Annotated in this window: 10 protein-coding genes; 4 read left to right on the forward strand and 6 right to left on the reverse strand. The window is 38.4% G+C overall.

What is annotated here, in order from left to right:
- Window positions 1-287: 287 nt before the first annotated feature.
- From SYJ56_RS25225 to SYJ56_RS25235, 3 genes are all read right to left on the reverse strand, one after another.
- A complete protein-coding gene (locus SYJ56_RS25225; RefSeq protein ID WP_323839069.1) occupies window positions 288-1,289 on the reverse strand; it encodes an amidohydrolase family protein in 1,002 nt (333 codons plus the stop codon).
- A 495-nt stretch (window positions 1,290-1,784) separates the two neighbouring features.
- Window positions 1,785-2,675: a nucleoside hydrolase gene (locus SYJ56_RS25230; protein WP_323839072.1), complete on the reverse strand. Its 891-nt coding sequence runs from the start codon at window positions 2,673-2,675 to the stop codon at window positions 1,785-1,787.
- 534 nt (window positions 2,676-3,209) lie between these two features.
- Window positions 3,210-5,429 carry a S41 family peptidase gene (locus SYJ56_RS25235; RefSeq protein WP_323839074.1) on the reverse strand — a complete coding sequence of 740 codons (2,220 nt, stop codon included), beginning with the start codon at window positions 5,427-5,429 and terminating at the stop codon, window positions 3,210-3,212.
- A 187-nt stretch (window positions 5,430-5,616) separates the two neighbouring features.
- On the opposite strand from SYJ56_RS25235, the gene SYJ56_RS25240 reads away from it, so the two are divergent.
- Together SYJ56_RS25240 and SYJ56_RS25245 are read left to right on the forward strand one after the other, a co-directional pair.
- On the forward strand, window positions 5,617-7,488 hold the full coding sequence (locus SYJ56_RS25240; protein ID WP_323839076.1) for a tetratricopeptide repeat protein: 1,872 nt from the start codon (window positions 5,617-5,619) through the stop codon (window positions 7,486-7,488).
- Window positions 7,489-7,712: 224 nt separating this feature from the next.
- On the forward strand, window positions 7,713-9,341 hold the full coding sequence (locus tag SYJ56_RS25245) for a thiol-activated cytolysin family protein (protein ID WP_323839078.1): 1,629 nt from the start codon (window positions 7,713-7,715) through the stop codon (window positions 9,339-9,341).
- 139 nt (window positions 9,342-9,480) lie between these two features.
- On the opposite strand, the gene SYJ56_RS25250 is transcribed toward SYJ56_RS25245, so the two are convergent.
- Entirely contained in the window at window positions 9,481-10,542 is a 1,062-nt protein-coding gene (locus tag SYJ56_RS25250) for an endonuclease/exonuclease/phosphatase family protein (protein WP_323839080.1), read from the reverse strand.
- 51 nt (window positions 10,543-10,593) lie between these two features.
- Window positions 10,594-10,809: a helix-turn-helix domain-containing protein gene (locus SYJ56_RS25255; RefSeq protein WP_323839082.1), complete on the reverse strand. Its 216-nt coding sequence runs from the start codon at window positions 10,807-10,809 to the stop codon at window positions 10,594-10,596.
- A 402-nt stretch (window positions 10,810-11,211) separates the two neighbouring features.
- On the opposite strand from SYJ56_RS25255, the gene SYJ56_RS25260 reads away from it, so the two are divergent.
- Window positions 11,212-11,595 carry a cupin domain-containing protein gene (locus tag SYJ56_RS25260; protein WP_323839084.1) on the forward strand — a complete coding sequence of 128 codons (384 nt, stop codon included), beginning with the start codon at window positions 11,212-11,214 and terminating at the stop codon, window positions 11,593-11,595.
- Between the two features lie 866 nt (window positions 11,596-12,461).
- Here the strand turns inward: SYJ56_RS25260 and SYJ56_RS25265 are convergent.
- Window positions 12,462-14,372 carry a sigma-54 interaction domain-containing protein gene (locus SYJ56_RS25265; protein ID WP_323839086.1) on the reverse strand — a complete coding sequence of 637 codons (1,911 nt, stop codon included), beginning with the start codon at window positions 14,370-14,372 and terminating at the stop codon, window positions 12,462-12,464.
- Window positions 14,373-14,525: 153 nt separating this feature from the next.
- On the opposite strand from SYJ56_RS25265, the gene SYJ56_RS25270 reads away from it, so the two are divergent.
- The gene (locus SYJ56_RS25270) at window positions 14,526-15,086 is read left to right on the forward strand and encodes an OsmC family protein (RefSeq protein ID WP_323839088.1); all 561 of its coding nucleotides are present in this window, start codon (window positions 14,526-14,528) and stop codon (window positions 15,084-15,086) included.
- Window positions 15,087-15,354: the final 268 nt, after the last annotated feature.

Here is a 15,354-nt window from a genome sequence, read left to right on the forward strand (position 1 = left end):
CAAAAAGACCTGTACCAACTTCTTCCCTCAAACTGGAAGCAGCACAGACCTAAACCGATTCTCTGAAATTCCTAATCCAAAACATATGGGATGCTCGGAGCGATACCTATAAATGAATATTTAAGAAGTCTCTTCATCTTTTTGCTTGTACATAAGGACCATGGCTACACATAGTGCGGAGTTTCAAGACTGTTTCTTAGGTTAAGCACTAAAAAAGTGCTCAATGCACCCGCCTTTAATTTCGTGATTCCGCCAGTATTATGTGTAGTTCGAAGTTATAGGGCATTTTATTTATCTTCCAAAAGTATGACAAGTTCACTTTCTGTCAGATTAAGTTTTGATTTAAGGATATCGAGGTATTCGGTACTTCGATACAGTGGGTAGTCTGTCCCAAATACTATTCTGTTAAATCCAAGTTTTCTGCAATAAACGGCTAATTCTGCAAACTCCTTTTCCGTAAGACGTGCTACTCCTTCCGCATCTTTGTCAAGGCAAACAGCCGAAATATCGAATGTGATTTTATGCTTTGAAATTGGATGGTTTGACTGAAATAATTCAATGAAGCCATCCAAAACACTCCTTGTCTTTTGGCTGAAACCACCCGATGTTCCAAAATGGGCTATTTGTAGGTTCACATAGTCAAGACTCAACAAAACTGAATCCGCAAGTATCTTCACGTCCGTTCTTCCGAATTTAGGGTGTGAATTATCAAAGTGCATCAAAATTGGGATTTTGTTGTCAGAAGCATATTGAAATATGGATTTTACTTTTGCCAGGTGTTCGGGTTCTGTGAGGTAAACCTGCGAAGCATTGTGATGCAGTTTTATTCCGTCCAATTTTAGTTTTTTATAACATCTTTTTATCTCCGCAAGTGCGAAATCACTTAGCGGATCTATGCCATAATATGCTTTTATTTTTTGTGGGTATTTTGATTTTGCTTGGGCAAGATAATCGTTTTCATTTTGGGTTTTTTTCGCTCCATTTCCGGTGCCTCCTCCAAATTCATCGGATGAAAAAACGTAAGCCATAGAAACCAATGAAATGGATTTTGCACTTGTTGCACGAAGAATTGTGTCAATGTCTGAATAGGACTTGTCTTCTTTAGAAAAAGGAATTCCCATTTCCTTCCATAGATTAATGAGTTGTGGGCTCATTATATGTACGTGATGGTCATGTATGTTAGAAATCTTCTCTATGGATTTTTCCACAACCCTAGACCGGTTGTCTTGCCTAGTATCACAAGAAGTTATAACGTTTATACAGATGAGTATTGAAAATATTCTTTTCATTGCTGTATTGTTTATAAGTACCCTTTAACGTTTGGCAATAAGAAATGTAGTGCGTTCCAAACGCTACTAACTTGCAAGTTAACGAGTTGTTTATGCAATGCTGTTTCGTTAAAATTCTATGCTTTCTGACCTATGATTTTTATTGCGGGTTAGTGGTAGTTTATTTTCTTTTTGCTTCAGCTACGTTAATATAACTTTCTTAATCATCTTTTTCTATTTTAGATAGCCCTGGTCCATTATGTCCATAGACTACTCTTCTAATATTTATTATATGGTTTTCCTGTATCTCAAATGTTCCTTTTACAAACCGTCGTATAGAACCATACGAACGGTGGGGTGAGACCTGTGTGCCGTGGCTTGGCGCACTCCGGCTTGGACGTGACAGGCTGTGGGCTTATGGCTCACGGCCGTCTACTCATGTGTGCTGCAGTGCATTATTATTATTATTAAATTTAATTCCTATCAAACTTCAATTTAAATCTATATTCTTACCAGCTATTTTAAAAATACTTTCCAAAAGTCTTCCATCATGGCTTCGGAGTTAATTTCGGTATAGAGAAATATTTCCCGGGGAGTATTCTCTGGGGGCGTTTTTCGCAAAATCTGTTTTGTCCACTGGGGATTAATTACTGCGTATATTATTGCAAAATCCCACATTATCCACTTAGTAGAGTCTTTATTCACCTCGTTCCAGCGTTCCCTCAGCATATCACTAATTCCATCATTGGATTTGAGTCGAGTATCAATATCTTTTTGTATAACCAATAATTCGGTGCATATATTGGCTGGCATAATGTGTAATTCGAGGTTTTCTGTGTCAAGTAAAATATCAAAAGCATTTAAATCATTGCGTACATTAAATTCATTTTTGTTTATTGCTTGTCGTTTTTGATCGAAAGTTGTACCAATAAAATACACGGCTATTTTATTTATAATTTTTGGTTCTGTTTTAATTGCTGTGGCTACATTGGTTGCTGTTCCTGTAATTATTATTACCAGCTTTTCGCCCTTAGGTATTTCTAAAGCCTTTTTAATAATGAAATCTGATGCCTCGTTTGGGCGAATAGGTTCTAAAGACCACTGTTTACCAACCATTTCACTTGCCCCTTTTAAACTGGGGATATTTTCCATCCCTAACGTTTGCAAGATACGGTTGTTTAGTACCCAGCTTTCGTGCATGGTTTGGCGACCGCATACCTCAAAACGGTCCCATTGTGCAGCTGTCAACGCCAACACATCAATCTTACCCGATTTTAATGCCAGCACTATAGCGGGTATATCATCAATTTCATTACCTGTATCTGCATCAATTATCACTTTGGTATTTTGTCCTTGTAGATTATTTATCAGGAAAAAAAAAGTGAACAACAAACAAAATCCTCTCATATTATTTAAGTTTTAAATTATAAAATTCAATAGTCTCATGTTTTGGCACTTTGAATGCAGCACAACGTTTCGCGCATATGACTTGTGGCGGTATTCGAATAAATATTTTTCATCCAAGAATAATTTTGATTCGAAGAACAAGTCTCGAATGTAATATTCCGGCCCTAAGTTATATGAGCTATGTGTGCCTTGAATGGTGAATATAGTCCAAAAAGATGGTCGTTCCTACGGGTTAAATACGATGCACTTTTGAACCCAATCAATACAAACTCTTTGTGAATAAAGTCTTTAAGGATGGTCGGAATCCCAAACAGAAATATTATTCAATTTAGAAAGGTATCTATATATAATTAAGAGTATACCACAACCATAAGTATTGGTTAGCCGAAAATCGGATATGGTCTATCTTTATGGGTAAATCTTTGTGTGGATCCACTCTGAAAATCTTCATTCTGGTTTGGGCGTCGGCTTCCAATGGAGGATGGTTAAGGTGTTTTCCTTCTACCATCAGGAGATATGCTTTTAAAGTCCGACTTATGGCCTGTTTATTATTTCAATTGCTTTTTCCATCAATTCGTCTCGACCTTCTCTGATTCCTTGAATTGTAGGTTTTATTTCAATGTCAGGTACAATACCGATTCTTTGGGTTTCTGTTCCGTCCGGATAGTAAACCCCAATTCCACTGATCATGGTGTTTATTCCACCTGGCAAATAAAATGGTGAAACATTCCCATCAGCGCCTGCTGTGGTTGAACCTATTACTGTCGCATTGGGATGAACTCTATATGCCATTGCGTGAAACTCCGCCGAACTTTGTGATATCTCATTGATTAGGATTACAACTTTGCCTTTATAAAAATCTTGGTTTTTCTCCCCCACATTTATGGATTGGTTCAAAGTAAAAAGTCCAGGATGTTCTATACTTCCATTTGTGAACTTAACAAATGGTGTGCTATCAGGCATTAAATAAGCACTCAAATCATAAATAGGAAAATCAGAAGGATAATTTCTAATGTCGATAATCAGCCCTTTAGTATTTTCTAGTTCTCCCCAAATTTTAGACAGATGCTCTCTTTTAAGGGAACCGTTATTGATATAAGCGATCTCATTATTGATCATCTTAAAACTAGTATCTGAAACGGAATATTTACTGTATATATTGATTTCATTGGAGGAAAATGTTTTTAAACTTTTACTCTCTTTTCTATCATTTCTAGCAATTTCAACATTGATTGTTGAATCATTTGTCCGTAAAAGTTTAGGAGCTATATCACGTAATTTGGTCGTATAATTTGAAGCAGGTGAGTATTTCAGTTTCTCATTGACGATTTCTTCAACAGGTCTGCTATTGATAGCCGTGATCACATCACCAATTTCTAAACCAGTTTCCTTCCCTAATTTTTCATCATAGTAACCTGTGACCACTGCTTTTCCCTCAATAAAAGTCAAGTCTACAGGAGCATAACGGAGGCCGTAATGATTGATTAGAATTTGATTGTTGCCCCAAATATTTGCGTGTGTGTCGTTTACTCTTCCTATTAGTTCCAGGACTGCAAGTGTATAATCTGTTTCATTCTTGGCAGCTAAAAATTTTGGAACGAACTCTTCCAACACATTTTCCCATTCTTCTTCAATCAGATTTTTATATGGAAAGTAATATTGAATGATGTTCCAATACCTGTATAAAGACAACATTCGGAAACCTGCATCAGGGTACTTCATTGATGAATAAGAATTCTCGTTTTTAAATTCAGGATTACCCACATAAGGTTGTAATCCTATATAATAATGCTCATTTGGTCTAGCTGCATTCTTTACCTTAAGCAATAAAGTTGTGAGTTCACCCGAAAAACCATAATTCTCAATCCAATCCAAATCAGGCTCAATTTTTACTTCCGTAGATTGGATTATGGTTCCTTCACCTTCAGAAAACTGACCAATATTCTCTATCCATTTCACCAGAATTTCATCCCTGCTTTCTTTATTTTCAGAATTCAGTACTTGAGGAAGAATTCTAAAAAGCTCATAATCCCAATTGTATTCTCCATTGGCAACGGTAGGGTGATAGTACTTTAAATAGCCCCATATCAAACCAAGAGTCTTAAGATTTTCGATTTGATTCTTGTCGGCCGAAATACTGGGAATAAGAGAGCCATTATCAAATTCCTTATCTGTATCGGCAGGGTATATTTTCTTTTCTATAGGTTTTAGGTTTTCAATATTTTCTCCATCTATGGAAACCTGCAAATCATCTATCCACATTTTTCCCTTTCCCACTAACAATCCCCCAACTACAATTTGCTTGGTTTTTTCCGGATTCATACCGAGGGTTATTTCATATTTTGACCAGTCTGTGGTGCCTTGTACGCCATTTTGATTCATGTTGTCAAAAGCAATTGAAGGGTCAATTCTCATCCAAAGTCCGGCATATCCATCGGTCACGTTTTCGGTTTTTATATAACCTGTAAGGGTTATTTTCTTTCCAGCATAGTTGTCAGGAAGTGTAAAGGACCAAGCCTTAAACTCTGGATTCCCTTCGTTAAACTCAATTGAAGCAGCATATTTCCCGCTTTTTGTAGTAATGGAATCGAGAGAAATAATGTATTCGGAACTCCCGAAATTTTCCCATCCAACAGGTTGTTCGATTAAAGCATTTTCAAAACCGAAATTCAATTTTGAATCGGTCTCTTTTGTCTGGCAATAAGCTGCAGTTGCAAATACCAAGTATAAAAATGTCAGGATTGATTTTTTCATTGTCTTCTGTTTTTTTAAAAATTTGACTAGCGTAAGTTAAAATACAAAACTCACAATTGTAAATAACTATTTTTACTGCTGGACACTTCATCAAAACCCTGACCGCGAGATGGATATATCCCTTATTTTCAATTTTTTTATATAGCTTGTACTGGACAATACTTTTTTAAAACGAAAACCTCGTATTATGAAAACCAATTGCCGCCTTTTTATCATGTTGGCCCTTTCTTGCATATTTTTTACGGCTTGGGGACAAAATAATGAAGAAACAGATAGCCTGTTACTCGCTTATAAAACACAGGCCAACGACACCAATAAGGTCAGTACTTTGCATCACCTCTTAGATAGATACATGTACAATGACATCGAAAAAGCAAAGGCTTATGCGTTGGAAAGATTGGAGTTATCCAAAAAATTAAATTTTGAAAAGGGCATTGCAAACAGTTTTTTCACCTTGGGCAATTATTATTACAATATCAACAATCTTGACTCTGCAAAAATCCTGTACCAAAATTCCTATGAGTCATATCTCAAACTGAATATGGATTGGGGTATAAGAATGGCTAATCAGCAGCTTGCGGCTGTTGAATATGAGTTGGGTAATTATGACAGGTCAATTGAACTGTTTACCCAAAATATTGAGCAGTTTGGTGATAGTATCGGCAAACCCAAAACTGTTGTTTTGGATTATCAGATTCGAGGTATGGCTAACACTGAAAAAGGAAATTTTAAACTAGCCTTAATAGATAATTTAAAAGCATTACGATTGCTTGAAAAGTTAAATGACTCCTTGAGAATGGCCGATGCCCTCAATAGCTTGGGAGGGATAGAAGGAAGTCTTGAAAACTTCGAAAAGAGCTTGGAATATAACTTTAAAGCACTTGAAATTTATAAAAGAAAAAATGATAAGACCTTTGCAGCTCAGGCCTTGAATGATATTGGCAACACCTATTATTACCAAAAGGAATATAAGAAAGCTATTGAGTTTCTGAAACAAAGCGTAGCACTTTCAAACGAAACCAAAAGTATAAACCTGGAATCGAGTGCCTTGACAAATTTGGGAAAAAGTTTAGCCTCCTTGGAGCAGTACGATGAGGCCTTGAAAGTGCTGAACCAAGGCTTGATCTTGGCACAAAAAGGGGATAATAAAAAGAAAATCTCTGAATCATTGAACGAAATAGGCATCACATTAAATAGTGTGAATCGGCCTCAAGAGGCAATTTTGTATTTTAAGGACGCTTTAGCATTTGGAGATAGTACGGGTTCAATAGCTACCCAGAGTACTTCCTACTTCCATAGATCAAAATCTTTTATGGACTTGGGAGATTATTATAATGCCTATGAAGATTATCAAAAATATGTAATACTCCATGATTCTATTTTCAACACCACTAAATCACAGCAAATTGAAGAGCTTAGGATCATATACGATACTGAAAAAAAGGAGTATCAACTTGCCCAAAAAGAAATTGAAATTGCGCTTTTTGAAGAAAGGGAAAAAGTAGGCAGCCTTCAAAAGTGGTTATTGGGCTCTGGTCTAGGGCTTACTTTATTGGTCTTTGGTATCAGTTTTTATGGTATCCGCCAAAAAATGAAACGTAACAAATTGGAGAAAGAAAAAGTAGATGCGGAGCTCGACTTTAAAAAGAAGGAACTCACTACCTATGCCATGCATCTGGCCAAAAAGAATGAAGTTCTCGAACAGGTCAAACAAAAAGCCAGGGAATTTAAGGCATCGGAAAAGGGGATACAGGGATACCAGCAACTGATACAGACTATCAATTTTGACCAACAGGATGATAAAAATTGGGAAAATTTCATCCAGTATTTTGAGCAAGTGCATAAGGACTTCAGTAAAACCGTAACCGAAAAGTATCCCGAAGTGACCAAAAATGAACTTCGGTTAATAGCACTTTTAAAAATGAATCTTTCCTCAAAAGAAATTGCCGTTATCCTCAATATTTCGACTGACGGAATCAAAAAAGCACGGCAGAGACTACGTAAAAAAATGGAACTCCCTCCAGAGGAGTCCTTGGAGACTAGCATTCTTTCTCTATAATTCAAGCCTTCTTTTTCCTTAACCCCATCCTTTTATTGAAATTAAAGGGTGTACCCCCTTTGTACCCCCTGCATTTTTTCATTCATGATAGTAACAATCTAGGTTAGTGGTGTTGTAGCGCAACAAATTATGTTTTGTGGTCTTGCCCGCTTGAGGTACTGCAGACCAAAAGCGGGTAGTTCCACAAAGCAAAAAATAACACAAAACCACAAAACAAATTGATCATGAAATCACAAATCAGACTTTTAGCACCAAGAATTTTAATTCTCTTGTGTAGTGCAGCATTTATAGCTTGTAGTATAGATGGCGAAGAGCCCTGTACGGATAATTGTCCTGGAGATATTGACAAGTCAAATGAAATCAACATTATCATATCAGGATTGAATTATGACCCTAACGAATTACTAAATGTTCAAAACATCAGTGGAGGATCTAAGTCACGTGAAATAATTAACGACAAGACAGATAATAGTCCTCCCAAATTAGGCGTTGAACAAACCTGTAGAACAACAGATTATAGCATGGCGACCAATTTTGATGATGTTGCCATTCTAAGACCGACAAATGGAATCGTTTATCCCGGGGCTTTGGTGATTGGAAATAGCGGAATGTTAGACGGCCTTCCCGATCCGCTTACCTTAAAACGAGCACCGGTCACCCTGCGTGTAGATTTGCCGGGAATAGGAGCAAACGGTACCATTGTCATAGACAACCCGTCAAACTCTGATGTACAAACAGGGATAGACAAGGCACTGGAACACTGGAATAATACTGCCTATCAGGAAGGATATGTAAATGCTGCGAACTCTTCATATCAGGCGACTACATCTTATTCGTCCCAGCAAATGAGTCTTGATGTAGGGCTGAATGTGGAATGGGCAAGTGGGGCTGTGTCTGCACAATTTGATTATAGCAGCAGCTCGGAAAAAAGAGTGGCCATGATGGTATTCAAACAGGTATTCTATACCATTACCATGGACACCCCCGAAAATCCCTCAAGCGTATTTGCAAAAGATGTTTCGCTTCCAGAAATACAAAGCAAATTGACCTCCGAAACGCCTCCGGCCTATGTCCAATCCGTGTCTTATGGCCGCATCATCATGTTCCGAATGGAGACTACGGAAGAATCTACAGATTCTGAATTGGAAGCGGCATTCAACTATGCAGGGGGGATTGTTAGTGCATCCGGTCAATTGGAAGCCAAATATAAATCCATCCTCGCCAAATCCAGTATAACCACAGTAACCATCGGCGGTAATGCTGCGGTTGCCACAGATGCAGTCAATGCAAAAAACTTTGGGGATTTGAAACCTATTATTACCGGAGAAAATGCAGTGTACAGCAAAAACAATCCCGGTGTGCCGATTGCCTATACCATTCGATATCTTAAAGACAATACCTTTGCTAAAATGGGCTACACCACCGAATATACTGCTCAAAATTGTACCTCCAAATTAATCGACAATAAACGAATAAGGTATAAAAATGATGCCCGTATCTGGAATGGGACAACCAAAACCAGCAGCAGATGGCCAGGCTGGGCAAGAGTTCTTTTGGTGTACAAGCGAGCTAATTCCAATACTGATATTCCGGTGGATGTTTCATATTATTCTAATGATTGGAGTGAAGATGTAGACGTCAATCAAATAATCAATCTTCAGCCTCCTGCTGGTGCACATGATATTCGTGTTGTTCAGGAATATTACTTTAACTGTTTTGGGTGCTATCCGGGGTGGGTAGATAGAGAGGAGGTTACTGTGGGTACATCCCCTCAAGAAACTTTTGTGGAGTCTTGGTATGATAATAATAATGCTAAGATGAAAATATATAAAACAGACAAATTTCGGGATTGACGACTAACATATAGCAGCCCGATTTATCCTATTTGAAACAATCTAAAAAGCAGGTCATAATGCCTGCTTTTTTATTTCCATCTACTTCAGACTACTTTCAACTCAAATTTGATGGAAAATCCTACTATTCAATTTGGAATTAATCCTTATTCCCTTCGTTTTTGCCCTCTCCAATTTTCTCTTCAACTTCCTCTTCCTCATCGGGATCTGTTTTTTCTAAACCATCAGTATTATCCTCATCGGGTTCATAATTTAAACCAATGAAAATCGGAAAATGGTCTGATCCTATGCTTTCCAATTTCTCTATGCTTATTAATCCAAACTCCTTAGAGTAGAAAATATGGTCCAGCGGATACCGCAACAAAGGCACAAAAGCACTAAAGGAATTGTATAGTCCCCTGCCTTCACGAGGGTCGACGAGTTCACTGTACTTTCTGAAAAGCTTTGAAGTATCTGACCAGCCTACATCGTTCAGATCACCTGCAACTACAGTTGGATTATTGGACTTTTTGATTTCTTTGCCGATTAAAAGCAATTCTGTATCTCTTTCATAGGTATCGGTTCCAGGCTTTGGCGGCTCAGGGTGAACACCATAAAAATCAAATTTGCTCCCTGATGGGAGGGTTATCTTTGTAAAAATTGACGGGATACTATCCTTTACTAAAAAATTCACAACACTTTCAGTCAGCTGAAGTTTTGATAGGAGGATCATGCCATAGGTATTATCCAGTGGATATTTGACCGAGTAAGGGAAGTCGCCGTCAAGTTTGCTGATAGATTCTGCCCAAACTTGATCAGGTTCGTTAATCAGAAGTACATCTGGTTTAACCCTTTTCACCAGCTCATGGAAACTCTCTTTATCCTCATTCTCCATGAATACATTAATAACCAGTAGGGTAAAGCTGTTATCTGCCCGCTGCTTATTGCTATCCTTTGCCTGAGTTTTGTAAAGTGGCGTATAGACTACAACAAACTTTAGCTGATATACCAGGGAAACTGCCAGAATCAGCAGCAATGGTAACTTGTATGCCCTTTTGAAATTTAAATAAGCATAGGCAAGTATCATCGCCAATAAGATCAAAACAGCAATTTGAAGTCTGGGAAAATCAAAGATTCTAATCCACCATTCTGCCGAATTGATCAAGGGTAATCCTGTGGCAATTAGGACTATAGTGCATAAAATTAGGGTAAGAATCTTCATTGCTTTAAATTTAAACCTACGGTAGGTTTTCAATCTTCAATTTGGAAAAAACTATTTTATCCTGCCAGAAATTCCCTTTTCTAATTTCATTTTCTTTCGTGCACATTCTAAAATGTCACCCCGTTGGCAATTCAACAGTTCATATATTAATTTGAGTGTACTAAACTGAATGGCTTTTGCTTTTCGTGTTAGAATGGAGAGGTTAGAGAGCGTTAAGCCCACTTTTTCAGAAAGTTCATTGAGCGACATCTTTCGCTTAGCCATCATCACATCTAAGCTTATTATTATTAGCGTAAGCTAAATGGTTAAACCGTTCTCTTGTGGAAAAGGCACCTTTCATCCACCTGAAGGAATTGAAGGTGGATGAAAGATCAACTGGAGGTTCCTAGTGCTAAATGAACGAAGGCATCCTGATGCTGTATTCCCGCCAAAACCTCAGGTATTGCCGACCTTTATCTGGCTTAGGCGCTCCCGTTTGGGCGGGACAGGCTGTGAGCTTATGGCTTAAGGCGACCATTAATTTCTGTAGTCTTGCCCACACTCCTGATTTATTTATCTCTCCTTTCTAAAGTAATCAGATTTAAAATATTTTGGGTTATTTATTATATTTATAATGCCTTTGAGTTTCTATACCAGTAGCTATCTTCCACACTCATTAACTAGATATTTATGAAAATCAACATAGAAAATATTCCAGTAACAATGCAGGCACCTGATACTATCATGAGAGCACAATCAGATTATGGTGGTATGACAGTTGCCTTTAACGAGTTACCAAAGGGCACTGATGTCGCGCCATTGCTCCAAGGACTGCCGCATAACAGCTGCCATTGTCCACATTGGGGTTATGTTCTAGAGGGTGCCATGTTGATTAAATATGACAATGGCAATGAAGAAATTCTTCAAGCTGGTGATGTTTTTTATTTACCTCCAGGTCATACGGCGATTGTTCAGGAAAATCTTAAACTGCTTGATTTCAGTCCTTCAAAGGAATTCAATGAAGTAATGGAACATATCGGAAGAAAGATGGCCGAATTTAAAACAAGTGACTAAGCTAACCTATGGCTGCGGAATGGATCATCCTCCAGAAAAGCTTTAGTGTGAAGTGAAAAAATGTTCCTCATTTTGTGGGGTTTTGTTTAATTATCAGCTAACGTAGTGAATATACTCAACCAGTTACGCATATTTTTTATATGTATAAATTGTCCTGAGAACGGACGCTTGACCTTATAAAACCGGTGAGCCTTTCGGGATACATATTTGTGCACCGACAAGAATGAGCCTTGAGTGATGAATACAGACCAAAAAGATGGTAATTGCAACGGGTGAAATACGAAGTATTCATGAATAACCTTACTACCAATTCTTCATGAATAAAGTTTCTAGCTCGGGGGTAATTCCGATTCTCGGGACAGGCTATTCCCAAATCCAAGCAAGTTCACCTACAGTTCTGCGAAATGCCCTATTTTATTAAATTTAAGTAGTTCAACACAAGGTATAAGCAGCTTCTGTCGCAATAATCATGCGTTGTCTTACAGGTTCTTCATAGTGCTTTACTAAGTATTTTTTTGCAGTAATAGCTACAAAACCTGTCCAATAGAGTCAACTCGAATTTTCTCAATAGTCAGACCGTTTACAAAGTTTCCACATGTTAATATGTACTTTGTAGTAAGTTCAATCTTCAGAGGAGCAAACGCGCTTAAAATAATAATTAATAAAATATAATCCACCTGCTATTGGAAGATGGATTATACTTAGGATTATCATATCCTTTTAGTAAGTCTTACTTAGTTAGAATCACTATAAGAATTACAATCAAAATAAGTCCTCCTTATATTCCTATAATCTCTTCAATTCAAAAATGATATAATGATTCCCTACCACGGCTTATTTAATTTTAATATTAGGTAGTCAGGTTTTTATTTTTTTTTAACACCCAATTTACCAATTCTCGAACTTAAAGTGGTAGGTGGAATTTGCAGCAGTGCAGCAGCGCCGTCATCCCCTGAAATTTTCCAATTTGTGGCGTCCAGCGCTTTGATGATGTTTCTCTTTTCCAGTTCCAGCATTTCTGATTCTGTCAATATGCTGTTGTCCGTTGATTTATCAGATGTCATATCTGCGGGCATTGAAGTTAAGGGGGCAAGATTGAAATTACCAGCTACATGCGTGATAGTTCCTCGTTCAATGATGTTTTGCAGCTCCCGAACATTACCTGGCCAGGTATAAGCCAGTAGGCGTTGCTTGTGCACCTCGTTCAAAGGGTTAATCGAAAGAGCTGACCGCTTGGCAAACTTTTCCATAAAGGCATTGGCAAGCAGCAGAATATCCTCGCCTCGTTCATGGAGTGGGGGTACGGCAATAGGAAAAACATTTAGCCGGTAGAACAGGTCTTCTCTGAATTTGCCTATTTTAACTTCCTGTTCTAGGTCACGGTTGGTAGCAGCAATCACGCGCACATCAACCTTTTGTGTCTTCGAACTACCGACAGGCTCAAACTCACCTTCCTGTAAAACGCGCAGCAACTTAGCTTGGAGCGACAATGGCAATTCCCCAATCTCATCTAAAAAGATCGTTCCTTTATCAGCTAATAAAAACCGTCCTTCCCGAGAAGTAGCCGCCCCGGTAAAAGCACCCTTCACATGCCCGAACAATTCACTTTCTACCAATTCAGAGGGTAAAGCGGCACAGTTTAATGTAACCATTGGTTTGTTCTTTCGCTTACTGGCTTTGTGAATGGCCTGTGCGAAAAGCTCCTTTCCTGTGCCTGTTTCACCTCGCACCAGAACAGTCGAATCCATTGGAGCGACTCGGGTAACAAGCTCCATGGCTTTTAAAATAGCAGGGCTGTTGCCTATAATATCATCAAAACCCTGGGTGTTTATTTTTTCACGGAGCAAGGTGGTTTCTAAGGTTAACTTCTTCAGCTCTTGCCGGTCTTTAACACTATCCTCTACATTACGAATAAATAATGCGTAATAGTCCTGGTCTTTAAACCGATACCGCGAAAGGGTAGTTTCTGCAGGAAACGTTTCCTTATTGGATTTTATAAAACCGATATGCCCCTGTATGAACGTAGAGCATAGATGCCCAGTTTGCTTTTCCAGATGAAGGACGCACTGAGCAAGTTTCTTAAATCCTTCCGGATCAAGTAAATCCTTAACCGGCTTTTTAATAAAAGAATCAATCTTTGTTTTGAAAGTCTTCAGGGCTGATTGGTTAGCTTGCGTAATCAACATTTCCTGATCAAACTCCACTAGTCCATCCATGGTGCCGTTTACTAAGCGATTGAGTTTCGCCTCATTATCCACCAGCAACTGCTCATACTTGAGTCGCTTAAGTTCAGATTCTGCACGTGCAGCAAAAATTTTGAAAATGGCGAACGCCTCAGGAATTTCCTCCATCGGTTTATTATCCAAGAGTGCCAAATGGCCCATTACACTTCCATCATCATCACACAATGCTATTCCCATGTAACTTACTGTACCAAAAGGCTTTAGGTCTGGATCATCAGGAAATAATTTGATCACTTTATCAGGTATGTGATAGATATTGGTATGTTTCAAAACCGGTTCGCAGGGCGTTCCTTTAACATCGTATTCATATTCGTCTACAAAGTGATCTTGAAACCAAAAAGCCAGTGACCGTAAGCGATTTTCTTCCATCAGATATTCTGTAACCCAGACGCCATGGACATCTAATGACTCCGCTAAATTTTTCACTAATGACTGAAAGAACTTTGCTCCGGTATGTTCTGAAGTTCCTTCCAAGATCTTTTTCAGCACAATTAACCCTGAAGGTAGTTTGCGAACGGATTTGTTGTCTGCCATAATTACGATTTTACGAGATTAAGTTAACGAAGTTTCGTTACTAACGAGATATCGTTAGTGTGTGAATCACCTAACAAATTGAATTTCAATTAATTAACTGATTGGCACTGCGCTTGGTTAATAGAAACCATTGTTCAACTAAATTATTTAATAATGGAAGCATTAACTAAAACAACAGTGAACGGATTTAAATCCGAAGAGATCGTAGGCACGATCAACGCTATTCAGGAGAATCCTGAAATTGCAAAATTTGAGTTTCGCGTAAGAAACAAATGGATCACCGGAGGTCACAATCAGGCTACCGTTAAAGACTTTTATGGTGGATGTCAGGAAGACACTTCACGTGAAGAGGCATGGGTATTTAACAATGGTGAGCCACCAATTTTATTGGGACACAATGAAGGCGCCAACCCAGTGGAATATCTTATGTCTGCTTTGTCTGGCTGTATGACTACAACCATGGCGTTGCATGCTGCCGCAAGAGGAATTGAAATAGAAAGCATCGAGTCTAAATTTGAAGGGGACATTGATGTGCAAGGTTTCCTTGGCCTCAACGACCAGGTGCGCAATGGCTATCAACAAATCAGAGTCACCTTTGACATTAAAGGTGATCTGACCGACGAGCAAAAACAGGAATTGATCGGATTTACAATGAAGTCACCTGTTTTCGATGTGGTAGCCAACGGAACCAATGTAGTGATTGGTTTAGCATAGTTTTATTCAATCAAAATCCCGGTTTGCAGCATAACCGGGATTTTGTTTTTTAAGTATCGGCTTTCAGTTTCAGTCAGGTTTGAATAGACAGAAAACTTTTCATTAGCATCTGAACCGCCACTTTTGGGTAGGTGCTGTGTGTGCCTTGAATGGTGAATATAGGTATCGCTCCGAGCATCCCATATGTTTTGGATTAGGAATTTCAGAGAATCGGTTTAGGTCTGTGCTGCTTCCAGTTTGAGGGAAGAAGTTGGTACAGGTCTTTTTG

This window comes from Algoriphagus aurantiacus (assembly GCF_035156405.1).
Classification (GTDB): domain Bacteria; phylum Bacteroidota; class Bacteroidia; order Cytophagales; family Cyclobacteriaceae; genus Algoriphagus; species Algoriphagus aurantiacus.